18 protein-coding genes and 1 tRNA gene are annotated in these 23,636 nt (G+C 66.3%); 14 read left to right on the top strand and 5 right to left on the bottom strand.

The window, feature by feature from the left end:
• Positions 1–114: 114 nt before the first annotated feature.
• Positions 115–1,449 carry an NAD(P)/FAD-dependent oxidoreductase gene (locus H0X91_RS03120; protein WP_006486476.1) on the top strand — a complete coding sequence of 445 codons (1,335 nt, stop codon included), beginning with the start codon at positions 115–117 and terminating at the stop codon, positions 1,447–1,449.
• A 302-nt stretch (positions 1,450–1,751) separates the two neighbouring features.
• Positions 1,752–2,627, top strand: coding sequence for a dienelactone hydrolase family protein (locus H0X91_RS03115; protein WP_006486435.1), 876 nt, complete (start codon positions 1,752–1,754; stop codon positions 2,625–2,627).
• 54 nt (positions 2,628–2,681) lie between these two features.
• Here the strand turns inward: H0X91_RS03115 and H0X91_RS03110 are convergent, their stop codons facing one another.
• Positions 2,682–3,551, bottom strand: coding sequence for a sulfurtransferase (locus H0X91_RS03110; RefSeq protein ID WP_006486463.1), 870 nt, complete (start codon positions 3,549–3,551; stop codon positions 2,682–2,684).
• Positions 3,552–3,668: 117 nt separating this feature from the next.
• Positions 3,669–4,775: an aromatic ring-hydroxylating oxygenase subunit alpha gene (locus H0X91_RS03105; protein WP_006486437.1), complete on the bottom strand. Its 1,107-nt coding sequence runs from the start codon at positions 4,773–4,775 to the stop codon at positions 3,669–3,671.
• Between the two features lie 270 nt (positions 4,776–5,045).
• On the opposite strand from H0X91_RS03105, the gene H0X91_RS03100 reads away from it, so the two are divergent.
• The 4 genes from H0X91_RS03100 to folE2 all read left to right on the top strand — a co-directional run bounded on the left by H0X91_RS03100 (position 5,046) and on the right by folE2 (position 9,170).
• Positions 5,046–5,339: an exodeoxyribonuclease VII small subunit gene (locus H0X91_RS03100; protein ID WP_006479428.1), complete on the top strand. Its 294-nt coding sequence runs from the start codon at positions 5,046–5,048 to the stop codon at positions 5,337–5,339.
• Positions 5,336–6,220 carry a polyprenyl synthetase family protein gene (locus H0X91_RS03095; protein ID WP_006479426.1) on the top strand — a complete coding sequence of 295 codons (885 nt, stop codon included), beginning with the start codon at positions 5,336–5,338 and terminating at the stop codon, positions 6,218–6,220. The genes H0X91_RS03100 and H0X91_RS03095 overlap by 4 nt, the downstream gene beginning before the upstream one ends.
• An 81-nt stretch (positions 6,221–6,301) precedes the next feature.
• Positions 6,302–8,206, top strand: coding sequence for a 1-deoxy-D-xylulose-5-phosphate synthase (gene dxs, locus H0X91_RS03090; protein WP_006486458.1), 1,905 nt, complete (start codon positions 6,302–6,304; stop codon positions 8,204–8,206).
• 154 nt (positions 8,207–8,360) lie between these two features.
• Positions 8,361–9,170 (top strand): GTP cyclohydrolase FolE2, encoded by an 810-nt coding sequence (gene folE2, locus H0X91_RS03085; RefSeq protein WP_006486446.1) that lies wholly within the window; start codon positions 8,361–8,363, stop codon positions 9,168–9,170.
• Between the two features lie 94 nt (positions 9,171–9,264).
• Here folE2 and tsaD read toward each other — a convergent pair whose 3' ends face one another.
• Positions 9,265–10,305, bottom strand: a complete 1,041-nt coding sequence (gene tsaD / locus H0X91_RS03080) for a tRNA (adenosine(37)-N6)-threonylcarbamoyltransferase complex transferase subunit TsaD (RefSeq protein WP_006496003.1) — start codon at positions 10,303–10,305, stop codon at positions 9,265–9,267.
• A gap of 130 nt (positions 10,306–10,435) precedes the next feature.
• On the opposite strand from tsaD, the gene H0X91_RS03075 reads away from it, so the two are divergent.
• The 7 genes from H0X91_RS03075 (at position 10,436) to H0X91_RS03045 (ending at position 19,148) form a co-directional block, all read left to right on the top strand.
• Positions 10,436–11,656 (top strand): NAD(P)/FAD-dependent oxidoreductase, encoded by a 1,221-nt coding sequence (locus H0X91_RS03075; protein ID WP_048988677.1) that lies wholly within the window; start codon positions 10,436–10,438, stop codon positions 11,654–11,656.
• Between the two features lie 105 nt (positions 11,657–11,761).
• Positions 11,762–11,974, top strand: a complete 213-nt coding sequence (gene rpsU, locus H0X91_RS03070) for a 30S ribosomal protein S21 (protein ID WP_006479415.1) — start codon at positions 11,762–11,764, stop codon at positions 11,972–11,974.
• Positions 11,975–12,168: 194 nt separating this feature from the next.
• Entirely contained in the window at positions 12,169–12,615 is a 447-nt protein-coding gene (locus tag H0X91_RS03065; RefSeq protein ID WP_006489061.1) for a GatB/YqeY domain-containing protein, read from the top strand.
• 70 nt (positions 12,616–12,685) lie between these two features.
• The gene (dnaG, locus tag H0X91_RS03060; RefSeq protein WP_059722584.1) at positions 12,686–14,563 is read left to right on the top strand and encodes a DNA primase; all 1,878 of its coding nucleotides are present in this window, start codon (positions 12,686–12,688) and stop codon (positions 14,561–14,563) included.
• A gap of 88 nt (positions 14,564–14,651) precedes the next feature.
• Positions 14,652–17,069, top strand: a complete 2,418-nt coding sequence (gene rpoD / locus H0X91_RS03055) for an RNA polymerase sigma factor RpoD (RefSeq protein WP_077020949.1) — start codon at positions 14,652–14,654, stop codon at positions 17,067–17,069.
• 138 nt (positions 17,070–17,207) lie between these two features.
• Positions 17,208–17,286: transfer RNA gene (locus tag H0X91_RS03050), tRNA-Ile, on the top strand.
• Between the two features lie 314 nt (positions 17,287–17,600).
• Complete coding sequence (locus H0X91_RS03045) at positions 17,601–19,148, top strand: phospholipase D family protein (protein ID WP_006495999.1); 1,548 nt, start codon at positions 17,601–17,603, stop codon at positions 19,146–19,148.
• A gap of 7 nt (positions 19,149–19,155) precedes the next feature.
• On the opposite strand, the gene pdxR is transcribed toward H0X91_RS03045, so the two are convergent.
• Positions 19,156–20,637: a MocR-like pyridoxine biosynthesis transcription factor PdxR gene (gene pdxR, locus H0X91_RS03040; protein ID WP_196432795.1), complete on the bottom strand. Its 1,482-nt coding sequence runs from the start codon at positions 20,635–20,637 to the stop codon at positions 19,156–19,158.
• A 233-nt stretch (positions 20,638–20,870) separates the two neighbouring features.
• Here pdxR and H0X91_RS03035 point away from each other — a divergent pair, with 233 nt between their 5' ends.
• On the top strand, positions 20,871–21,521 hold the full coding sequence (locus H0X91_RS03035) for a pyridoxamine 5'-phosphate oxidase family protein (protein WP_006489063.1): 651 nt from the start codon (positions 20,871–20,873) through the stop codon (positions 21,519–21,521).
• A 148-nt stretch (positions 21,522–21,669) separates the two neighbouring features.
• Here H0X91_RS03035 and H0X91_RS03030 read toward each other — a convergent pair whose 3' ends face one another.
• Positions 21,670–23,493, bottom strand: coding sequence for a S53 family peptidase (locus H0X91_RS03030; RefSeq protein ID WP_196432794.1), 1,824 nt, complete (start codon positions 23,491–23,493; stop codon positions 21,670–21,672).
• Positions 23,494–23,636: the final 143 nt, after the last annotated feature.

Raw genomic sequence — 23,636 nt, 5'->3', positions numbered from 1 at the left:
TGCTTCGAACTGCACATCGATGATGTCCGAACCGGTTAATCCACCGGGCGGCGCGAGTGCACGGCGTTTGCTTCATCCGGCGGCAGCAGTTTCGAATCGCAAAGGGGGAATCGGATGCATCGGATCATCATCGTAGGCGGAGGTGCCGGCGGCCTGGAACTGGCGACGCGGCTCGGCGACCGTTACGGCGCGCGCGGCAATCGTCCCGCGCGTGCGCTCGTCACGCTCGTCGACCGCAATCCGACGCACATCTGGAAACCGCTGCTGCACGAAGTCGCGGCCGGCAGCATGGACCCGTTCACGCAGGAGCTCGAATATGCGGCGCAGGCGCGCTGGCACGGCTTCGAGTTCCAGCAGGGCGAGCTGACCGGGCTCGACCGCGCGGCGAAGCGCGTCACGCTGTCGCCGATCAACGACAGCGACGGCGCGGAACTGTTGCCGGCACGCGAGCTGGAATACGACACGCTCGTGATCGCGATCGGCAGCACGACCCACTTCTTCGGCGTGCAGGGCGCACCGGAAAACGCGATCGCGCTCGACACGGTCGGGGAGGCCGAACGCTTCCGCAAGCGGCTGATCGCGGCATGCATGCGCGCGGAGCACCAGGCGCCGGCGCCGACCGCGCCGGGCGAGTCGGCCGAGCCGCGTATCCAGGTCGTGATCGTCGGCGGCGGCGCGACGGGCGTCGAACTGTCCGCGGAACTGCGCAATACCGCGCAGGTGTTGTCGGCCTACGGGTTGCACAAACTCGATCCACGGCACGACGTCGGCATCGTGCTGATCGAATCGGGGCCGCGGATCCTCCCGGCGCTGCCGGAGCGCGTCTCGTCGGCGACGGCTGAATTGCTCGGAAAGATCGGCGTGCGGCTGATGCTCGCCGAGCGCGTGACGGAGGTGGCGCCCGGGGCCGTCCACACGGCGAGCGGCAAGGTCGTGCGTGCCGACCTGACGGTCTGGGCTGCCGGCATCAAGGCGCCGTCGGTGCTCGCGAATCTCGATGGGCTCCAGGTCAACAAGCTGGGCCAGCTCGACGTGCGCCGCACGCTGCAAACCTTCACCGACGACAACATATTCGCGCTCGGCGATTGCGCGGCATGCGCATGGCCTGGTAACGAGCGCAACGTGCCGCCGCGTGCGCAGGCCGCGCACCAGCAGGCGAGCTTCCTGCTGAAGGCGATCGGCTGTCGGCTGGAAGGGCGTCCGCTGCCCGAATTCACGTATCGCGACCTGGGCTCGCTCGTGTCGCTCGGCCATTTCAGCGCGGTCGGCAATCTGATGGGCGGGTTGATCGGCGGCAACATGCTGATCGAAGGGCTGTTCGCACGCTTCATGTACATGTCGCTGTACCGGATGCACATTGCCGCGCTGCACGGTTATCCGCGGATGATGCTCGACACGATTGCGCACTGGCTGCGACGCACGACGCTGCCGCGCGTCAAGCTGCACTGATCGCGCTCGTGTGCGGAGCGGGCGGGGAATGCGCATGTCCTGCGTATTCCCCGCCCGTTTTTCTTTTCGATTCGCAAGGATTCGGTCGCGCGGCGATCGTCGCTACGCGCCGCCGCACCGCGTCGTAATCGAGTCTTACACATCTGACAGTTGACGCGACAACGGATTATTGGGCATCTTGTCCGGGTTTTCGTTTGCGGCGGGGTGCCAACCGCCGCAACATCCGCGCCGCGCGCCGGTGCGATGCCCCGTCATGCCGTCTCCGCGATCGTGACGGCGGCGCCCAATCGAGGAGTGCATTCATGTTGAAACCCGAAGTCGACAGCCTGGTCCCCCATGTCCCGTTCTCGCGCCGCAAGTTCATGCAGGCTGCGCTCGGCGGCACCTTCGCGGCGGCCGTGCTGCCCGTGTCGGCGCAGACGGTCACGACCGACAGCGCCGGCCTGGACGTCGACACCATCGAGATCCGCTCGGGCGATGCGAGCGTGCCGGCTTATCGCGCGCAGCCGGTCGACAAGACGAACCTGCCGGTCGTCATCGTGATTCACGAGATCTTCGGCGTGCACGCGCATATCGCCGACGTCTGCCGGCGCTTCGCGAAGCTCGGCTATCTGGCGATCGCGCCGGACCTGTTTGCGCGACAGGGCAACGCGGCGAAATATCCGACGATCCAGGCGCTGGTCGACAACATCGTCAGCAAGGTGCCGGACCGGCAGGTGACGGAGGATCTCGATGCGACGGTCGCGTGGGCAGGCAAGAACGGCGGCGACCTGACGCGCCTCGGCGTGACCGGGTTCTGCTGGGGCGGTCGCCAGGCGTGGCTGTATGCGGAACACAACCCGCACGTGCGGGCCGCGGTGGCGTGGTACGGGTTCGTCGAAGGCAAGACCGACGAGATGACGCCGTTCAACCCGGTCGATCACGCGTCGTTGCTGAAAGTGCCGGTGCTCGGCCTGTACGGCGAGAAGGATCAGAACATCACGCAGGCGTCGCTCGCGAACATGCGCAAGGCGATCCAGGCGAGCGATTCGAAGCTCGCGCGCGAATCGGAGATCGTCGTGTATCCGGATGCCGGCCATGCGTTCTTCGCCGACTACCGGCCGAGCTACGTGAAGGCCGATGCCGAGGATGGCTGGAAACGCGCGATCGAGTGGTTCCACAAGTTCGGCGTGATGTAAACGGCAAGCGGCGGCCGAGGCCGCCGCTGCGTGACTGCCGCGCCGTACGCGCGCTTACGGCGTCGGGCCGGTCGCGATCGGTCGCGACGGATCGGCGCTCCATTCGCTCCACGAACCCGGGTACAGCGACGCGCCGTGCAGGCCCGCCACTTCCAGCGCCAGCGCGTTGTGGCAGGCGGTGACGCCGGAGCCGCATTGCAGGATCACGCGGTTTGGCTCGGTGCCGGCCAGCACGGTGGCGAACGCCTCGCGCAATTCATGGCCGGTCTTGAAGCGGCCGTCGGCGGCCAGGTTGTCCTTGAAGAAGCGGTTGCGCGCACCGGGAATGTGGCCGCCCACCCGATCGATCGTTTCATTCTCGCCGCGATAGCGGTCCGGTGCGCGTGCATCGATCACCACGCGCGCGGCCGACGACACGTTCGCGAGCACGGCCGCTGCATCGACCGTCGATTCGAGCGGCGTTGCGGCGCGGAAGTCGCCGGCGGCCGGTTGCGGCACGTCGGTCGTCAGCGGCTGGCCGGCCGCTTCCCACGCCTGCAGGCCGCCGTCGAGCACCGCGACCGAATCGTGGCCGAGCCAGCGCAGCAGCCACCACAGGCGCGCCGCATAGGCGCCGCCTTGCGCGTCGTACGCGACGACTTGCTGGCCCTGCTTGAGGCCGCGGCTGGCGAGCAGCGTGGCGAGCGCGTCGCGGGTCGGCAGCGGATGGCGGCCGTTGGTGCCCGTCTTGCGGCCCGACAGGTCGCGGTCGAGATGAAGGTATTGCGCGCCGGGAAGGTGGCCGGCCGCGTAGGCGGCTTCGCCGGCGCCGGGATCGGCGAGATCGAAGCGGCAGTCGAACAGCGCCACGCTGCCGGGCGCCGCGGCCAGGCGCTCGGCGAGATTGGCGGCGGAGATGAGCGTGGTGTAATGAGTGTGTGGCATGACGGCTCCCTGGAGTGCAAATGGCCTGACACTCCAAGTCTAAACAAAAAAAGACGGGCCGAAGCCCGTCTTTTCGTTTGCCGGCGGCCGGGCGGCGGCAACGCGCCGCCTCCGCTGTCAGAGGTCGCCGAGGTGGCGGCGCAGGAACTCGTGGAAGTGCTGCATCCCGTCTTCCATCGGGCTCTGGTACGGGCCGACCTGCGACTCGCCACGCGCCATCAGCGCACGGCGGCCCGCGTCCATCCGCATCGCGATCTCGTCGTCCTCGACGGCCGTCTCCATGTAGGCGGCGCGCTCGGCCTCGACGAATTCGCGTTCGAACAGCGCGATTTCCTCGGGGTAATAGAACTCGACGATGTTGGTCGTCTTCTGCGGCCCGCGCGGGATCAGCCACGACACGACCAGTACGTGCGGATACCACTCGATCATCAGGCCCGGGTAGTAGACCATCCAGATCGCGCCGAACTCCGGCGGCACGCCGTTGCGGAACTTCAGCACCTGCTCGTGCCATTTCTGGTAAGTCGCGCTGCCCGGTTTCGCGAGGGCGTTGTGCACGCCGACCGTCTGCACGCTGTACCAGTCGCCGAACTCCCATTTGAGATCGTCGCACGACACGAAGCTGCCGAGGCCCGGGTGGAACGGGACGACGTGATAATCCTCGAGGTAGACCTCGATGAACGTCTTCCAGTTGTAATCGCACTCGTGCACTTCGACGTGATCGAACTGGTACTCGGAGAAGTCGAAGTGATGCTTCGTGCCGAGGTTGGCGAGATCGCGCGCGACGTTGCGGCCCTCGGCCTCGAACAGCAGCCCCTGCCAGTTCTGCAGCGGGCTCTTGCCGAGGTTCAGGCACGGCTTGTCGGGGAAGTGCGGTGCGCCGAGCAGCTCGCCTTCGAGGTCGTACGTCCAGCGGTGCAGCGGGCACACGATGTTCTGCGTGTGGCCGCGCCCGTTGAGCATGATCGCCTGCCGGTGGCGGCACACGTTCGACAGCAGTTCGATCTGGTTCGTCTGGTTGCGGACCAGCACGCGGCCTTCCTTCTCGGACGGCAGCGCAAAATAATCCCCCGCCTCGGGCACCATCAACTCGTGCCCGACGTAACGAGGTCCTTTCTTGAAGAGGGTTTCGATCTCGCGCTCGAGTAGCGCCTCATCGAAATATGCAGTGACTGGAAGCTGGCTGTGGGCCGACTTCAACTGAAGCGCATCGCTCAGATTGGACATTCCCACTCCCGGTGTTAGCGTGAAAGCAGTGAACAACCCAACCATCGAAAAATCGATTTAGGGAAACGGAGAATTATACCCGGTTCGCCTCGCAAGGCTAGGATTAAGTGCCTGATTTGTGTCAATTTTTTGTCGGGCGGCGGTCGAAAGGCGCACACTGTGCATCGAAGATGGGACCGGGATTGTGCGCGGGCGCCCAAGACGGCAGGTCGGAAAATTCTCTTTTGCCGTAGAATGTCCGACTTGTTTTGAAATTTGACACCCTCGTCCATGGCGAAAACCGCATCCCCAGGCGCCACGCCGCCCGGCAATGGCACCGAACCGTTGCCGGACAATTACGAGATGGCGCTCGCGGAACTCGAGACGCTGGTTGCCCGGATGGAAGGCGGCGCGCTGAGCCTCGAGGATTCACTGGCGGCGTATCGCCGCGGTGCGACCCTCGTTGCGTTTTGCCAACAGCAGCTCGAGAAAGTGGAGCAGCAGGTTCGCGTGCTCGACGGCGCGACGCTGAAGCCGCTTTCGTCCGGAACGGCCGCCACGGACGGCGAAGACGACGATCTATGACATTCGAACAATGGATGCGGTCCGTGCTTGACCGTGTCGAGGACGCACTCGGCCACTATCTGCCGGCTGAAACCGCGATGCCCGCGAAACTTCACGAGGCGATGCGCTACGCGGTCCTCGGTGGCGGCAAACGCGTTCGCCCGCTGCTGTGCCATGCAGCAGGCGAGCTGACCGGTGCGACGGAGGCGGCACGCAACGCGGCGGCGGCGGCGCTGGAGATGATCCACGTCTACTCGCTCGTGCACGACGACATGCCGTGCATGGACGACGACGCGCTGCGTCGCGGCAAGCCGACCGTGCACGTGCAGTACGACGAGCCGACGGCGCTGCTGGTCGGCGATGCGCTGCAATCGCAGGCGTTCGTCGCGCTGACCGACGCCGACGCGCTGTCGCCGGTGCAGCAGGCGGCGCTCGTGCGCGAGCTGGCGCTCGCGAGCGGCTCGATCGGCATGGCCGGCGGGCAGGCGATCGACCTGGCGAGCGTCGGCCTGAAGCTGACGCGCGAACAGCTCGAGACGATGCACCGGATGAAGACGGGCGCCTTGCTGCGCGCGGCCGTGCGGATGGGCGCGCTGGCCGGCGAGACGCCTTCGGCGGAAACGATGGCTGCGCTGGACGTGTACGCGGGGGCCGTGGGTCTGGCCTTCCAGGTCGTCGACGACATTCTCGACGTCACGACCGATTCGGCGACGCTTGGCAAGACGGCCGGCAAGGACGCGGCGAACGACAAGCCGACCTATGTATCGATCCTCGGTCTCGAGGCGTCGCGCGAGCTGGCAGCGCAGCTGCGCGCCGAAGCGCACGACGCGCTGAAACCGTTCGGCGCACGCGCACAGCGTCTGGCCGAACTTGCCGACCTGGTAGTGAACCGGGTCAGCTGACGCGAAAGCCCGCCGCCGCGCACACGCTACGGTGCGTGCAAAAGAATGCGGGCGCGTTTGATTTCCTACAATGGAACGACGATGTACGACTTGCTGAAAACCATCGACGACCCGGCGGATTTGCGCCGCCTCGATCGTCGCCAACTGCAACCGCTCGCGGATGAACTGCGCGCGTTCGTGCTCGACAGCGTGTCGAAGACGGGCGGCCATTTGTCGTCCAACCTCGGGACGGTCGAGCTGACGATCGCGTTGCACTACGTGTTCAACACGCCGAACGATCGCATCGTCTGGGACGTGGGTCACCAGACCTACCCGCACAAGATCCTGACGGGCCGCCGCGACCAGATGCATTCGCTGCGTCAGTACGACGGCATCTCGGGCTTCCCGCGTCGCAGCGAATCCGAATACGACACGTTCGGCACCGCGCACTCGAGCACGTCGATCTCGGCGGCGCTCGGCATGGCGATCGGCAGCCAGCTGAACGGCGACGACCGCTTCTCGATCGCCGTGATCGGCGACGGCGCGATGACGGCCGGCATGGCGTTCGAGGCGATGAACAACGCGGGCGTGTCGGAAGATGCGAAGCTGCTCGTGATCCTCAACGACAACGACATGTCGATCTCGCCGCCGGTCGGCGCGCTGAATCGCCATCTCGCCCGCCTGATGTCGGGCCGCTTCTATGCGGCTGCGCGCGCGGGCGTCGAGCGCGTGCTGAGCGTCGCGCCGCCGGTGCTCGAACTCGCGCGCAAGCTCGAGGAGCACGCGAAGGGCATGGTCGTGCCAGCCACGCTGTTCGAGGAGTTCGGCTTCAACTACATCGGCCCGATCGACGGTCACGATCTCGATTCGCTGATCCCGACGCTGCAGAACATCCGTGAACTGCGCGGCCCGCAGTTCCTGCACGTCGTGACGAAGAAAGGCCAGGGCTACAAGCTCGCCGAAGCGGATCCCGTGCTCTATCACGGCCCCGGCAAGTTCAACCCGGCCGAAGGCATCAAGCCGTCGACGACGCCCGCGAAGAAGACGTACACGCAGGTGTTCGGCGAGTGGCTGTGCGATGAAGCCGAGCGCGATACGCGCGTGGTCGGCATCACGCCCGCGATGCGCGAAGGCTCCGGCATGGTCGAGTTCGAGAAGCGCTTCAAGGATCGCTACTACGACGTCGGCATCGCCGAGCAGCATGCGGTGACGTTCGCGGGCGGTCTCGCGACCGAAGGGCTGAAGCCCGTCGTCGCGATCTACTCGACGTTCCTGCAGCGTGCGTACGACCAGCTGATCCACGACGTCGCGCTGCAGAACCTGCCGGTCGTGTTCGCGATCGACCGCGCGGGCCTCGTCGGCGCGGACGGCGCGACGCATGCGGGCGCGTACGATCTCGCGTTCATGCGCTGCATCCCGAACATGACGATCATGGCCGCATCCGACGAGAACGAATGCCGCCAGATGCTGCACACGGCGCTGCAGCAGCCGAACCCGACCGCGGTGCGCTATCCGCGCGGCGCGGGTACGGGCGTGGCGACGGTGAAGGAATTCACCGAGATCCCGCTCGGCAAGGGCGAAGTGCGTCGCCGCACGTCGCAGCCGGAAGGCAAGCGCGTCGCGATCCTCGCGTTCGGCACGATGGTCGCACCGTCGCTCGCCGCGGCCGAGGAACTCGACGCAACGGTCGCGAACATGCGCTTCGTGAAGCCGGTCGACGCAGCGCTCGTGCGCGAGCTCGCCGAAACGCACGACTACGTCGTCACGGTCGAGGAAGGTTGCGTGATGGGCGGCGCGGGCTCGGCCTGCGTGGAAGCCCTGATGGAGAGTGGGGTTATCCGACCCGTACTACAATTGGGCCTCCCTGACCTGTTCATCGATCACGGCGACCCCGCGAAGCTGCTGTCGCAATGCGGCCTCGACGGCGCGGGCATCGCGAAATCGATTCGCGAACGCTTTCTGAATCCGGCGGCCGATGTCGCCGGTCAGGCGAAGCGCGTCGCGTAAGCTGGCGCCGCCCGCGGGCGGCGTCGGTGCGACTGGCGCAACCGGTCTTCATTGATGCGGAAAACATGGGCCTGCGGGCCCATGTTGCTTTTCCGGCTGCCGCATGATGCGGCGTGCGCGTCGTCGGACGCGCGGCTTACAAGGATTGAACAAGATGAACCAGATGAATCCCGCCTTCGTGATGCCCGACGTGCAGAGCACGGTGGATACCCGTCAGATCCCGATTCAGCGCGTCGGCGTGAAGGCGGTCCGGCATCCGTTGACGGTATGCACCGAAAGCGGCGACGTGCAACCGACCGTCGGTGTCTGGAACCTCGACGTCCGTCTGCCGGCCGACCAGAAAGGCACGCACATGTCGCGCTTCGTCGCGCTGCTCGAAGAGAATCGCGCGCCGCTGACGGTCGAGCGCTTCCGCGCGATGCTCGCGTCGATGCTCGAGAAGCTCGAGGCCGAGGCCGGCCGCATCGAAGTCACGTTCCCGTATTTCGTGAACAAGACGGCGCCGGTGTCCGGCGTGCAAAGCCTGCTCGACTATGAAGTGACGCTCGCGGGCGAAAGCCGCAACGGCGATACGCGCCTGTTCCTGAAGGTGCTCGTGCCGGTGACGAGCCTGTGCCCGTGCTCGAAGAAGATCTCGCAGTACGGCGCGCACAACCAGCGCTCGCACGTGACGATCGACGCGGAGCTGGCTGCGGATCTGCCGGTCGAGGCGCTGATCCGCATCGCGGAAGAGGAAGCGTCGTGCGAACTGTGGGGTCTGCTGAAGCGGCCGGACGAGAAGTTCGTGACCGAGCGTGCATACGAGAACCCGAAGTTCGTCGAGGATCTCGTGCGGGACGTCGCGCAGCGTCTCGATGCGGACGAGCGGGTGGTTGCCTACGTGCTCGAAGCCGAGAACTTCGAGTCGATCCACAATCACAGCGCGTATGCGCTGATCGAGCGCGACAAGCGGCAGGCTGCATAACGCTGCGGCGTTTTGTCACGCCAATGAAAAGGCCGCTCGAACGAGCGGCCTTTTTGTTTTCCTGCCGGTGGTGACGCGTGGCGCGTGACGCGAGTCAGCCCGCGAGCGATGCGAGATCCCAGCGCGGCTTCACCGTGAACGCGTAGTCGGCATTCGCCTGTTCGGGCCAGCGGCCGAGCCGCAGTGCGCCCGCGAGCGCGATCATCGCGCCGTTGTCGGTGCAGAGCGCGAGATCGGGGTAGTGCACGTCGAAGCCGCGCTTGGCCGCGGCCGCCGACAGTGCCGCGCGCAACTGGCGGTTCGCGCCGACGCCGCCCGCGACCACGAGGCGCTTGAGCTTCGTCTTCTTCAGCGCGGCGAGCGACTTCGCGACGAGTACGTCGACGGCCGCATCGACGAAGCCGCGCGCGAGGTCGGCCTTCGCGCGTTCGAGCGCTTCGCCGTCGAGCTTCGCCGCTTCGAATTTCTTCATCTGCGTGAGCACGGCCGTCTTCAGGCCGCTGAAGCTGAAGTCGAGATCGCCCGAATGCAGCATCGGGCGCGGCAGCACGACCGCGCCCGGCGTGCCCGTTTCGGCGAGCTTCGATACTTCCGGGCCGCCCGGGTAGCCGAGGCCGATCAGTTTCGCGGTTTTGTCGAACGCTTCGCCGGCCGCGTCGTCGAGTGTTTCGCCGAGCGTCTCGTACACGCCGACGTCGGTCACGCGCATCAGCTGCGTGTGGCCGCCGGACACCAGCAGCGCGACGAACGGGAACGGCGGCGGCGCGTCGACCAGCAACGGCGACAGCAGATGGCCTTCGAGGTGATGGATGCCGACGGTCGGCTTGTTCCATGCGAGCGCGAGCGCATTCGCGATGCTCGCGCCGACCAGCAGCGCGCCGGCGAGGCCGGGGCCCTGCGTGAACGCGATCGCGTCGATGTCGTCGCGGCGCGTGCCGCTTTGGGCCATCACTTCCTCGAGCAATGGCAGCGCGCGGCGGATGTGGTCGCGCGACGCGAGCTCGGGCACGACGCCGCCGTAGTCGCGGTGCATCGCGATCTGCGAATGGAGCGCGTGCGCGAGCAGGCCTCGCTGCGTGTCGTAGAGCGCGAGGCCGGTTTCGTCGCAGGAGCTTTCGATGCCGAGAACGAGCATGGGTGAGGGCGGGGCACGCCGTTTCGGACGCGCCGCAGGTAGGTCAACGTAACCGGAAAGTATAGCAGGCGAGGGCAGGCGGCCGCTGGCGGCGGCCCGGGCCCGACGCCGGGCAGGTACAATCCGCGCCATGGAAACCTATGACATCGCCGTGATCGGCGCGGGCGCCGCCGGCATGATGAGCGCCGCGGTCGCCGGGCAGCTCGGCCGCCGCGTGGTGCTGCTCGATCACGCGCCGCGGCTTGCCGAGAAAATCCGCATCTCGGGCGGCGGCCGCTGCAACTTCACGAACCTGTACGCCGGGCCCGACAACTACCTGTCGTCGAATCCGCATTTCGCGCGCTCGGCGCTCGCGCGCTATACGCCGCGCGACTTCCTCGGGCTGCTCAAGCGCCATCACGTGACCTGGCACGAAAAGCACAAGGGTCAGCTTTTTTGCGACCACGGCAGCGACGCGATCATCGACGTGCTGAAGCACGAGTGCGACGCGGGCGGCATCGCGTGGCGCCGGCCCGTCGTCGTCGACGCGGTGCGCCATGCGCCATCCGACGGCTTCACGCTCGACACGCAGCAGGCGGGGCCGATCGGTGCGCGCGCGCTGATCGTCGCGACCGGCGGCCTGTCGATCCCGAAGATCGGCGCGACCGACTTCGGCTACCGGCTCGCGAAGCAGTTCGGCCACAAACTTGTCGATACGCGGCCGGCGCTCGTGCCGCTGACGTTCGCGCCGCAGGACTGGGCGCCGTTCGCGCCGCTGTCCGGCGTATCGCTCGAAGTGCGCGTTTCGACCGGCGACAAGAAGCGCGGCGGCGAATTCGTCGAGGACCTGTTGCTGACCCATCGCGGGCTGTCCGGGCCGGGCATCCTGCAGATCTCGAGCTATTGGCAGCCCGGCGATCCGATTCGCGTCGACCTGCTGCCGCAGCGCGATACGGTGGCCGACCTGCTCGACGCGAAACGCACGTCGAAGCGTCAGATCGGTTCGCTGCTCGCCGACTGGGTGCCGTCGCGCCTCGCGCATGCGTGGCTCGACACGCATCGCGTCGCGGCCGACGCGCGACTCGCGGACCTGCCGGACAAGACGCTGCGCCAGATCGGCGACGCGCTGTCCGGCTGGATGCTGACGCCGAACGGCACCGAAGGCTACAAGAAGGCCGAAGTGACGAAGGGCGGGGTCGATACGCGCGAGTTGTCGTCGGCGACGATGATGAGCGCGCGCGTGCCGGGGCTGTTCTTCGTCGGCGAGGCGGTGGACGTGACGGGCTGGCTCGGCGGCTACAACTTCCAGTGGGCATGGGCGTCCGGCACGGCGGCCGGGCAGGCCGCGGCCGAGTACGCGCGCGGCGCCTGACGCGCCGGCCGGCGCCCGGTTGGCGGGGCCCGGCCCCGTGCCTTTGGGCAATCGCTCTGCTATACTCGGTAGTCTTTCCCTGCAAACCTTTATTCGTGTCGGATCATGACGATCATTCGCGTTAAAGAGAACGAGCCGTTCGAAGTTGCAATGCGTCGCTTCAAGCGCACGATCGAGAAGAACGGTCTGCTGACCGAGCTTCGCGCGCGCGAGTTTTATGAGAAGCCGACCGCAGAACGCAAGCGCAAGAAGGCTGCTGCGGTGAAGCGTCATTACAAGCGTATTCGCAGCCAGACGCTGCCGAAGAAGCTGTACTGAACGATTGGGCGCCGCGCGGTTCGCTGAGCGGCGCACCGGCGACTCCGTGCGATCGGGTGCGATCGCGCAACCGATCAGGCGGCGAGTCGCCGATGCCGGATTCGAGCAACCCGCTTGAGACACTGTCCCAAGCGGGTTTTTGTGTTGACGCCCGTTCGCGGGCGTCGGATTCACGTTTCCATCCCGGGTGAAAGATGAGTTTGAAAGAGCAGATCAGCGAAGACATGAAGGCCGCGATGCGCGCGAAGGACAGCGAGCGCCTGGCAACGATTCGCCTGCTGATGGCCGCGATCAAGCAGCGCGAAGTCGATGATCGGGTCACGCTCGACGACGCGGGCATCACGGCCGTGATCGACAAGATGATCAAGCAGCGCAAGGATTCGATCAGCCAGTTCCAGGCGGCCGGCCGCGACGATCTCGTCGCGAAGGAGCAGGCCGAGCTGACCGTGCTGGGCGGCTACATGCCCGCGCAACTGTCGGACGCCGAAGTGGCGGCCGAAGTCCAGGCGGCGGTCGCGCAAACCGGCGCAGCCGGCCCGCAGGACATGGGCAAGGTGATGGGTGTGCTGAAGGCCAAGCTCGCCGGCCGTGCCGACATGACGGCCGTTTCCGCGCAGGTCAAGGCCGCGCTCACGAAGTAAAACCCGTTCCCGGCGCGCCCAGCGATGCGTGCGCCGGGCCTCGTATTGTCTTTTTTCGCTCGATCCCACGGTGATTCCGCATTCGTTCCTGCAGGATTTGCTGAACCGCGTCGATATCGTCGACGTGGTGGGTCGGTACGTGCAGCTCAAGAAGGGCGGCGCCAACTTCATGGGGTTGTGCCCGTTCCATAACGAGAAGAGCCCGTCGTTTACCGTCAGTCCGACCAAGCAGTTCTATCACTGCTTCGGTTGCGGCGCGCACGGCACGGCGATCGGCTTCCTGATGGAACATGCGGGGCTCACGTTCCCGGAGGCCGTGCAGGAACTCGCGCAGTCCGTCGGCCTGACCGTGCCGCACGAGCCGTCGATGCGCGGCGGCGGTGGGGGTGGCGGCGGTGGCGGCGACTATCCGGCGCCCGTGTCGAAATCGGTGGCGACCGCGCTGTCCGACGCGATGACGGCGGCGTGCGACTACTATCGCAAGCAGTTGCGCGGCGCGACCGTCGCGATCCAGTACCTGAAGAACCGGGGCCTGACCGGCGAGATCGCCGCGCGCTTCGGGCTCGGCTATGCGCCGGACGGCTGGCAGAACCTCGAGGCCGCGTTCCCGGACTATCGCGACGAGTCGCTCGTCGAGGCGGGGCTCGTGATCGTCAGCGAGAAAACCGACGCGCAGGGCGTCGCGCGCCGCTACGACCGGTTCCGCGAGCGGATCATGTTCCCGATCCGCAACGTGAAGGGGCAGGTGATCGGGTTCGGCGGCCGCGTGCTCGGCAGCGGCGAACCGAAGTACCTGAACTCGCCCGAAACCCCGCTGTTCAACAAGGGCAGCGAGCTGTACGGGCTGTTCGAGGCGCGCCTCGCGATTCGCGAGCGCAAGTACGTGCTGGTCGTCGAAGGCTACATGGACGTCGTCGCGCTCGCGCAGCTCGGCTTTCCGAACGCGGTCGCGACGCTCGGCACCGCGTGCACGCCGATTCACGTGCAGAAGCTGCTGCGCCAGACCGACACGGTCATTTTCAGTTTCGACGGCGATTCGGCCGGGCGGCGCGCGGCGCGGCGCGCGCTCGAGGCATGCCTGCCGCATGCGGGCGACAACCGGACGATCCGATTCCTTTTTCTGCCGGCCGAGCACGATCCGGACAGCTACGTGCGCGAGTTTGGCGCGGAGGCGTTCTCCGAGCAGGTCGAGCGCGCGATGCCGCTGTCGCAATTTCTGTTGAACGAAGCGATTGCCGGCAAGGCGCTCGATCAGCCGGAAGGCCGCGCGAAGGCGCTGTTCGATGCGAAGCCGCTGTTGCAGGCGCTGCCCGCGAACGCGTTGCGCGCGCAGATCATGCACATGTTCGCCGACCGCCTCGATATCCCGTTCGAGGAGGTCGCGGGGCTGTCGGACGTCGACACGCGCATCGCGACGCCGCCGCGCCAGGCGCCCGCGCGCAGCGAGCGGCGCCGCGTGACGGACAGCGAAAAGCGCGCGCTGCGCACGCTGGTGATGCATCCGCGCGTCGCATCGCAGCTCGACGACGAACAGATTGCGACCCTGCGCGCGCTGCCGCGCATCGGCGAGCTGTTCGCGGAAGTCGTCGATCATGCGCGTGCGCTGGGCGACGGCGCGGAGTTCCGGCTGCTGTCGGATGTCCTGAGGACGTCCTCGAACGGGGCGACTTACGAGGAAATCTTCCGCGAAATTCTGGACTATGATGAAAACGTCCGCGATTTGCTGTTACAGAATCCGGAAGACGAGACGGTGCCCGAGCGGCAACGTGAGCAGGAGCGGATTGCGGGGGAGGAGCTGCAGGCAGCGGTGCTCAAGATGCGCTACGACGCCTGCTGCGACCGGCTGGACAGGCTGGCGCGGCAATCCACCTTCACCCCCGAGGAATTGGCCGAATTGACGGAATTGAACCAGCAGCGAACCGACATGAAGCGTCGGCTCGGGCTGTAGGCGGCCGGGGCGCTTAGAGAGGGCTCCCCAGCGTGCTATAATATAAGGTTTCCAGCGGTTTGTTTTCTAAGCAGAGGCGAGAATCGCGATGGCAAAGACGACAGGCGGAAAGAAAGCAACAGGCAAGGGCTCGACGGAGCCGACCAAGAAGGTCACAGCGGCCAAGTCTGCTTCTTCCACCAGGACAACGTCTTCAGCCACGTCAGCCCCTGCAGGAAAGAAAACCGCGGCCGGCACTGCTCAGGCTGCGCCGGCGCCGGCAGCCAGAACACGGGCTGCCGCCAGACCCGACTCCGGGCCGGCCAAGCCGGCGGCGAAGCGGGCAAGTGCGAAAAGCGCAAGGGACACGACTGCCGACGCGGACGAAACGGCAGTACGTACTACTCATGCACCCACGGTTCAACCGGCTGTCGTCCAGCAGCCGCGAGTCGATATAGCCGGTACGGCGAACTCCATGACCAAAAAGCTGAACGAAGTATCCGTCGAAGACGACGCAAATCAGAGCGACGAGCAGCCCGCAGCCGCGGCTGCACCGGGCAAATCCAAGGTGCGCGATCGTCGCGCCAAGGAAAAGGCGCTGCTGAAGGAAGCGTTCGCGACGAGCACGCCGGGCACGGCCGAGGAGCTCGAAGAGCGCCGCGTGAAACTGCGCGCGCTGATCAAGCTCGGCAAGGAGCGCGGCTTCCTGACGTATGCCGAAATCAACGACCACCTGCCGGACAACTTCACCGAGACCGAAGCCCTCGAGGGCATCATCGGCACGTTCAACGACATGGGCGTGGCGGTTTACGAGCAGGCGCCGGACGCGGAAACGCTGCTCCTGAACGACAACGCGCCCGCCGCGTCGTCGGACGATGAAGTCGAAGAGGAAGCGGAAGTCGCGCTGTCCACCGTCGATTCGGAATTCGGCCGTACGACCGATCCGGTCCGGATGTACATGCGCGAGATGGGCACGGTCGAGCTGCTCACGCGCGAAGGCGAAATCGAGATCGCGAAGCGGATCGAGGACGGCCTGCGCCACATGGTGATGGCCATCTCCGCGTGCCCGACGACGATCGCCGACATCCTCGCGATGGCCGAACGCGTCGCGAACGAAGAGATCCGCGTCGACGAGCTCGTCGACGGCCTGCTCGATCCGAATGCTGCGGACGCCGCCGATACGGACGGTTTCTCCGCGAAGGAAGCGGAAGCGATCGAGAACGAGGACGAGGAAGCCGAAGAGGAAGAGGAAGAAGAGGAAGAGGAGGAAGACGACGGTGCCGCGCAGGCATCGGCGAACGCCGCCCAGCTCGAAGCCCTCAAGCGCGCGTCGCTCGAGAAGTTCTCGCAGATCAGCGAGTGGTTCGACAAGATGCGCCGCGCATTCGAGAAGGAAGGCTACAAGTCGAAGGCCTACCTGAAGGCGCAGGAAACGATCCAGAGCGAGCTGATGACGATCCGCTTCACCGCGCGTACCGTCGAACGCCTGTGCGACACGCTGCGTGCGCAGGTGGACGAAGTGCGTCAGGTCGAGCGTCAGATCCTGCACATCGTCGTCGACAAGTGCGGCATGCCGCGTTCGGAATTCATCGCACGCTTCCCGGGCAACGAGACGGATCTCGACTGGGCCGAGAAGATCACCGCGGAAGGCCATTCGTACAGCGCGGTGCTGTCGCGTAACGTCCCGGCGATCCGCGAACAGCAGCAACGCCTGCTCGACCTGCAGGCGCGCGTCGTGCTGCCGCTGAAGGACCTGAAGGAAACCAACCGTCAGATGGCGGCCGGCGAACTGAAGGCACGTCAGGCGAAGCGCGAAATGACCGAGGCCAACCTGCGTCTCGTGATCTCGATCGCGAAGAAGTACACGAACCGCGGCCTGCAGTTCCTCGACCTGATCCAGGAAGGCAACATCGGCCTGATGAAGGCGGTGGACAAGTTCGAATACCGTCGCGGCTACAAGTTCTCGACCTATGCGACGTGGTGGATCCGTCAGGCCATCACGCGCTCGATCGCGGACCAGGCGCGCACGATCCGTATTCCGGTTCACATGATCGAAACGATCAACAAGATGAACCGCATCTCGCGGCAGATCCTGCAGGAAACCGGTCTCGAGCCGGATCCGGCAACGCTCGCCGAGAAGATGGAGATGCCGGAAGACAAGATCCGCAAGATCATGAAGATCGCGAAGGAGCCGATCTCGATGGAAACGCCGATCGGTGACGACGACGATTCCCATCTCGGCGACTTCATCGAGGACACCAACACGGTCGCGCCGGCGGATGCCGCGCTGCATGCCAGCATGCGCGACGTCGTGAAGGACGTGCTCGATTCGCTGACGCCGCGCGAGGCGAAGGTGCTGCGGATGCGTTTCGGTATCGAGATGAGCACCGATCACACGCTCGAGGAAGTCGGCAAGCAGTTCGACGTCACGCGCGAGCGGATCCGTCAGATCGAAGCCAAGGCGCTGCGCAAGCTGCGTCACCCGAGCCGTTCCGACAAGCTGAAGTCGTTCCTCGAAGGGAACTGATTTCCAGCGTCTCCGTTACGAACGCCGCCGGTATCCGCATGATGCCGGTGGCGTTCGTTCCCTCTGTCGTCTTTGTTGTTACAATGCCGGCCCGGCTTCGTTGTCGGGGTGGCGTGTAGCACGCCGCGCTTCTCGTCTGGGCCCCTAGCTCATGCTTGGTTAGAGCAGCGAACTCATAATTCGTTGGTGCCGGGTTCGACTCCCGGGGGGCCCACCAGATTACGTTCCTCGAGCGATCGCGGAACGTCGCAAAACCCGCGATGGCATCATGCGTCGCGGGTTTTTCTTTGTGTGCGGTCCGAATGTGTCGAACGCGTTGAACGGGTGCACGTCGGCGCCGCATGTCGTATTGCCGCCACCGGGGAAACACGGAGGGCGTGCCGTCCCGCTATCAATCGAAGTATGCTGTGGCGCGACCGCCGCGCACGACCGGATTCCCGTCGAGCGCGCGACCGCCGACCCGCGCCGCGCGCGATCGGGCAGCGAGAACAAACACCAACCAACTTTGCCCGACCGTGAGGGGCGGCCATCATGACCATGCTGCGTTCGTGGGGTGCGATTCTCTCGTCGCTGGCGCTCGTCGCGTGCGCCAGTCTTCCGCCGCAGGCCGATCGCGCGCCGACCCATGCATTCACCGATACGGACGATACGCGGCTCGGCGCCGCGTTCCGGCAGCAGGCCGGTACGCATCCCGGGCAGGACGCATTTCATTTGCTGACCGATCCGGTCGATGCGCTGGACGCCCGCGTGTTGCTCGCCGATCGCGCCGACCGCTCGCTGGACCTTCAGTACTACATCTGGCACGACGACCTGACCGGCCACGAACTGGCCGATGCGGTCATCCGCGCGGCCGATCGCGGCGTGCGCGTGCGCGCGCTGCTCGACGATCTCGGCACCAACGCGGACGACCGCAAGCTGCTCGAGATCAGCGCGCATCCGAACATCGAGATCCGGCTGTTCAATCCGGTGGCCACGCGCCGGTTCAAGAAGCTCGGCACGGTATTCGAGTTCTCGCGCGTCAACCGGCGCATGCACAACAAGGCGATGATCGCGGACAACCAGGCGGCGATCGTCGGCGGCCGCAATATCGGCGACGAGTACTTCGGCGCGTCGTCGATGCTGGAGTTCGGCGATCTCGACGTCGTCGTTCACGGCCCGGTCGTGAAGGACATCTCGACCGAATTCGACACGTTCTGGAATTCGCCGTACGCGTATCCGGTCGATACGCTGGTCGGCCACGATGCGGCGCCGGGCGGGCTCGACCGCGAGCGCGAACGGCTGCGCGACTACCTGCGGGCCATGGAGGACAATCCGTACGTGCTGGAAGCCCGGCAGCGGCTCGACCGGATCGTCCACGGGCAGGGCACGGCGCTGTCGTGGGGGCATGCGACGGTGCTGTACGACGATCCGTCGAAGATCGCGCACGCGCCAAAGGACAGCGACGGGCATCTGATGCCGCAGTTGCGTGCGCTCGCGTTGCAGCCGCAGCACGACCTGCTGATCGTGTCGCCGTATTTCGTGCCGGGCAAGGACGTCGTCGAGCGGCTGCGCGCGCTGACGGCGCGCGGCGTGCGCGTGACGGTGCTGACCAATTCGCTCGCGTCGACCGACGTGGCGGCCGTGCATGCCGGCTACCGGCGCTATCGAAGCGATCTGGTGAATGCGGGCGTGCGGCTTTACGAGCGCCGGCCATCGGGCGACAAGAGCATTTCGAAGCAGGTCATCATCGGCTCGTCGCGCGCGTCGCTGCATGCGAAGACCTACGTGTTCGATCACAAGAGCATCTTCATCGGGTCGATGAATCTCGATCCGCGCTCGTTGAACCTCAATACGGAAATCGGCGTTTACTGCGAGAGCCCGGCGATTGCATCGCAGGTCGCCAACGACCTGGAAGGGCGACTCGACCAGATCGCCTGGCGTGTCGAGCCGAGAACCGATCCGGCCGGCAAAGGGCGATTGAAGTGGATTCAGACCGATGGCGGGAAGGTCACCGAGATCGATCACGAGCCGGAGGTGTCCGCCGCGCGGCGGATGGAAGTGTGGTTTCTCGGGCTGTTTCCGATCGAATCGCAACTGTGAGCGACATTCAGCGCCGCGCGCGGCGGTGCCGGTCGATGACGGCCGCGAACTGCATCGCCGCTGTCTCGATCGTCGCGTCGCTCAGGCCTGAATAGCCGAGCACGAAGCCGTTGTACCGGCGGCCGTCGCCGCGGCGGCCGTCGCCGATGCAGTAGCTGCTCAGCGGTTGCAGCAGCAAGCCTTCCGCGGCTGCCGCCCGCGCGACGTCGGTATCGTGCAGCGGCGCGGCGAGATCCGTGGAGAGATGCATGCCGCCCGGGCTTTCCCGCACGCTCAGCGACGTGCCGAGATGGCGCGCGAGTGCCGCTTCGAGGCGGCTGCGCCGGTCCGCGTAGCGCGCCCGCATCTTCCGCAGGTGCCGCGCAAAGAGGCCGGTATCGATGAATTCTGCCATCGCCAGCTGGTCGGCCGAATGGCCGCGATGGACCAGTTCGCGCAGCGTTCTCGTGAAGCGGTCGACCAGCACCGGCGGCACCACCATGAAGCCGAGCCGAAGGGCCGGAAACATCGTCTTGCTGAACGTGCCGAGATAGCACACCGGCGCGTCGGCATGCAGGCCCTGGATCGCGGGCAGCGGCTGGCCGCCGTGACGGAATTCGCTGTCGTAGTCGTCCTCGATGATCCACGCGCCGCAGGCGCGGGCGCGCTCGACGAGCGCCGTGCGCCGCCCGGGGCTCATCAGCGCGCCGAGCGGGTACTGGTGCGACGGCGTCGCATAGATCAGCCGGGGCGGGCGAGTGCGCCACTGCTCGTCGGTCGGCGCCATGCCGTCGCGATCGACCTCGATCGGCACGAGATTCAGGCCGGTCGAGCGGAACGCGGTCCTCGCGCCGTTGTAGCACGGGTTCTCGAGCCAGCCGTTTTCGCCGGGATTCGCGAGCATGCGCGCGCACAATTCGAGGCTGCTCTGCGTGCCGTCGGTGATGAATACCTGGCCCGTGTCGCAGCGCACGCCGCGCGAGACGCGAATGTACGCGGCCACCGCGCGTCGAAGCTCGGGCAGCCCTTCGACCGGTCCGTACGCGAGCCGGGCCGGCGTGATGGTCTTCCATGCGCGCTCGATGCAACGACGCCACTGGGCAACCGGAAATTCGTCGAGCGACGGCAGGCCGGGAACGAACGGCAGCATGCGCTCGGGCTCGGGATCGGCATTTTCCAGCCCGTGCACGCGCGCCGACAGGCGGACCGGTGCGGAGCCGTCTTCATGGCCGGCGCTCGGGTGGGTGCGGCCGTCCCATCGCGTGATCGTGCCGTTGCGCGTGGCGGCCACGAAGCCTTCCTCGGCCAGGCGCTCGTACGCATAGACCGCGGAATTGCGCGCGACGCCCAGCTCGGCCGCGAGCACGCGCGTCGACGCGAGCCGCGTGCCGGGCGGCAGGTGTCCGTCCAGCAGCATGCTGCGCAGGCTCCGGTAGAGGGCTTCCTGCCGACTATGCGTGGTCGCGCCGTCCTGTCCGGCAAGCGACGAGATGAGCAGCGCGAGATCCATGGGCTGGTTCCAGAAATTTTCCTTGTGCTGGTTCTTTCGAAGACGCCGCGCGCATCGTATCGTTCACGTTCTCGCGGGGCAGGCCGGTACACGCGGATTTTGAGTGACGGCGCGACTTGCGGTACGCGCGTATTTTGCTCGATTCGGCCGGCGACTGTCGACGGGCGGCCCGATCGCGCCTCGGGCATGGAGTCGGCACGATGCCGATACGATTAATTTCGCAGTACAGATATATGAACGACCAGACCACGCTCTCTTCCACCTCGCGTACGACCATTCGTCGCCTGCCCGAACTGGCGAGCCACGATCGCACGATGCTCCACCACATCGTGGACGACGCGTACGTCTGTCACATCGCGTTCGGCGACGGGCAGAACACGCACTGCATCCCGACCGCGCACTGGAGAAGGGGCGACGCGCTCTATATCCACGGCTCCAACGGCAGCCGGATGATCAAGGCACTGTCGGCCGGCGCGCAGGCTTGTGTCGCGATGACGCTGCTGGACGGCCTCGTGCTGGCCCGCTCGGCCTTCAACCATTCGATGAATTATCGATCCGCGGTGATCTACGGGCAGTTCGACGTGATCGACAGCAGTGCGGAAAAACGCGCCGCGCTGGATGCGTTGATGGACAAGATCGCGCCGGGCCGCAAGCATGAAGCGCGGCCGGGCAATTCGAAGGAACTCGACGCGACCCGCGTGCTGCGGATTTCGATGGCGGAAGCGGCCGTGAAAATCAGCGATTCGCTGCCGTCCGACAAGGACGAGGATCTCGGGCTGGCGGTCTGGGCCGGGATCCTGCCGCTGAAGACGACACGCGGCGCACCGGTCCATGCGGACGGCAACGTGGCGGTGCCGGACTACGTCCGGAACTGGGCCGATTGAGCGGCACGGCGAGGCTTGCATCGGAGCGGCGAGACGGCGCGGCATGCGGAAAACCCGCGACGGCTTCGCAGCCTTCGCGGGTGGCCGGACGCGGTTGCGTGAGAGACGTCGCGCGCCTGCTCACGCAACCGGTTCGGTCAACGACCCGTCAACGCGCGAAATCCGACGTGCTCTGGATGAACGCGTTCAGCTTCGAGATGTTCACGCTGCCGAAGCCCGTCGTCGCATCCCAGCCGGCCTTCGCCTTGTAGCCGTAAGTGCCGCTGCCGTTGTTGCCGGACGTGACGTCGTGCAGCAGCGCCGCGTTGGTCGGGAAGTACTTGTAGATGCTCGACGCGGGGAACCCGAGCGCATTGTTGTTGGCCGACTGCAGCCGCGCCCAGATGCCCGTGAAGATCGGTGCGGCGAGGCTCGTGCCGCCTTCGTTGTTCAGGTAGCCCGACCCCCACAGCGTGTCGGACGTCTGGCCGTTCACGACGAGAATCGCACCGGTGCGCAGGTCGGCGTCGAAGCCGACGTCGGGCAGCGCGCGCTTGGTCGAACCGGTGAGGGTCGACGACTGCCAAGTCGGCGCGGCTTCGTACTTGCTGTATCCGCCGCCCGTCGACCACACGGTGCCCGGCTGCCAGCTCGGGTCGTTCCACACGATTTCGCTGTTGTACGCGTTGGTCGACGTGTTGGTGAACAGCGTCGTGCCGCCTACCGCGATCACGTACGGCGACGTGGCCGGCTCGCTCACCGTGTAGGTCGAGCGCGACGGCGTGCCGCTCGCGCATTCGTACGCGCCGTGGTCGCCGGCGGAAACGGAGAAGGTCTGCCCTTGCGCGACCGCCTGCTTGAAGATGGTGTCGTCGGTCGCCTGCGAGCCGGTGCTGTACGCGGACGATTCGCACACGCCGAGCGACACGTTGATCACCTTCGCGACGTTGTCGGTCACGGCCTTGTTGTACGCGGCCGTGATCGCGGTGAGCGTCATCGACGGCGCGGTGTAGAACACGACCTGCTTCACGCTGCCGCCGGCCGCGCCGACGATCGACTGGCTGTCGAGGTTCCATTCGACGGTGCCGTCGGTGTCGGTGTACGAGCTGCCGGACGGGCCCGTCTTCACGATGCTGCTGCTGATCGTGCCGAGGCCGTTGTTCGCGGCGAACGTATTGAGGTCGCTCACCGTCTGCGACAGGTCGCCTTCGGAGATGATGCCGACCGTGGTTTGCGACGCCGTCGGCGTGCCGTCGCCGCCGTAGATCGACGAGAACTCGGTCGGGTTGTGCGGCACCGCCGACGCGCCGGCGGGGATCGTCAGGTTGCTGGTGTTGCCTTGCGGCTTGCTGCCCGCGCCCGTATGCATCAACTCGACGTTCTGCAGGCCCAGCACCGCGCCGACGATGTTGCCGATCGCGTTCGGCACTTGCGCGGCGTCGGTGTTCGCATAGACGCTGCGGCCGTTGCGCGTGAAGCGCTTGAGGGTGGTGCGGAACGCGGACTGGACGGTTGCCGCGGTGCCGGACGCGGAGACCAGCAGCCGGTTCGGCGCGACCACGATGTTCACGAAGCCTGCCTTGCGCAGATGGGCGACGACGGAGGCGACCTGCTGGTCGGTCGGCGCATATTGCGCGGCGAATTGCGCGGGCGTGAGGAACTGCCGGTAGTGCGGCGAGCCCGGCGTATGCAGGTCGCGCAGGTACTGGTCGAGCTGGGCTTCGTTGCGCAGGTTCAGCCCGAGCACGATGTCCACCGATTCGCCCGGTGCCATGTCGATGGCAGCGGCGGCGGTGCTGGCGGCGGGCGCGCCGGCCGTACCGGCTTCGTTTTGCTGCACGAGCGGCAGGAAGCCCTTGGTACGCGTTTCCGTCCAGCCGGCCGCGGGCGCGGCATGGGCGGTCGCCATGCCGAACGAAGCGGCTGCCGCGGCGGCGAATGCGAGTTTGACGAGGCGAATGTGCTTGTGTTTCTTGTTTGCAACCTGATTCATTTGAATTACCCCTCCGGTTGAACATCGAACGGCACCAACAACAACGGTCGACAGCGGTGCGGGTCATGCACCGCCGCTTTCTGCCGCATGCGGGCGGATGGCACGGACGCGACAGGGCCTTTCGCCCGATCCGGAAAGCGGTT

Origin of the sequence: Burkholderia sp. 9777_1386, assembly GCF_015712265.1 — a bacterium.
GTDB lineage: Bacteria > Pseudomonadota > Gammaproteobacteria > Burkholderiales > Burkholderiaceae > Burkholderia > Burkholderia cenocepacia.
Note: the sequence above shows the minus strand (reverse complement) of the source record. Positions and strands in the feature narration are given on the sequence as shown.

Coding starts and splice junctions, on each gene's coding strand:
- H0X91_RS03120 (WP_006486476.1), top strand. CDS start 115: ATGCATCGGATCATCATCGTAGGCGGAGGTGCCGGCGGCCTGGAACTG.
- H0X91_RS03115 (WP_006486435.1), top strand. CDS start 1,752: ATGTTGAAACCCGAAGTCGACAGCCTGGTCCCCCATGTCCCGTTCTCG.
- H0X91_RS03110 (WP_006486463.1), bottom strand. CDS start 3,551: ATGCCACACACTCATTACACCACGCTCATCTCCGCCGCCAATCTCGCC.
- H0X91_RS03105 (WP_006486437.1), bottom strand. CDS start 4,775: ATGTCCAATCTGAGCGATGCGCTTCAGTTGAAGTCGGCCCACAGCCAG.
- H0X91_RS03100 (WP_006479428.1), top strand. CDS start 5,046: ATGGCGAAAACCGCATCCCCAGGCGCCACGCCGCCCGGCAATGGCACC.
- H0X91_RS03095 (WP_006479426.1), top strand. CDS start 5,336: ATGACATTCGAACAATGGATGCGGTCCGTGCTTGACCGTGTCGAGGAC.
- dxs (WP_006486458.1), top strand. CDS start 6,302: ATGTACGACTTGCTGAAAACCATCGACGACCCGGCGGATTTGCGCCGC.
- folE2 (WP_006486446.1), top strand. CDS start 8,361: ATGAACCAGATGAATCCCGCCTTCGTGATGCCCGACGTGCAGAGCACG.
- tsaD (WP_006496003.1), bottom strand. CDS start 10,305: ATGCTCGTTCTCGGCATCGAAAGCTCCTGCGACGAAACCGGCCTCGCG.
- H0X91_RS03075 (WP_048988677.1), top strand. CDS start 10,436: ATGGAAACCTATGACATCGCCGTGATCGGCGCGGGCGCCGCCGGCATG.
- rpsU (WP_006479415.1), top strand. CDS start 11,762: ATGACGATCATTCGCGTTAAAGAGAACGAGCCGTTCGAAGTTGCAATG.
- H0X91_RS03065 (WP_006489061.1), top strand. CDS start 12,169: ATGAGTTTGAAAGAGCAGATCAGCGAAGACATGAAGGCCGCGATGCGC.
- rpoD (WP_077020949.1), top strand. CDS start 14,652: ATGGCAAAGACGACAGGCGGAAAGAAAGCAACAGGCAAGGGCTCGACG.
- H0X91_RS03045 (WP_006495999.1), top strand. CDS start 17,601: ATGACCATGCTGCGTTCGTGGGGTGCGATTCTCTCGTCGCTGGCGCTC.
- pdxR (WP_196432795.1), bottom strand. CDS start 20,637: ATGGATCTCGCGCTGCTCATCTCGTCGCTTGCCGGACAGGACGGCGCG.
- H0X91_RS03035 (WP_006489063.1), top strand. CDS start 20,871: ATGAACGACCAGACCACGCTCTCTTCCACCTCGCGTACGACCATTCGT.
- H0X91_RS03030 (WP_196432794.1), bottom strand. CDS start 23,493: ATGAATCAGGTTGCAAACAAGAAACACAAGCACATTCGCCTCGTCAAA.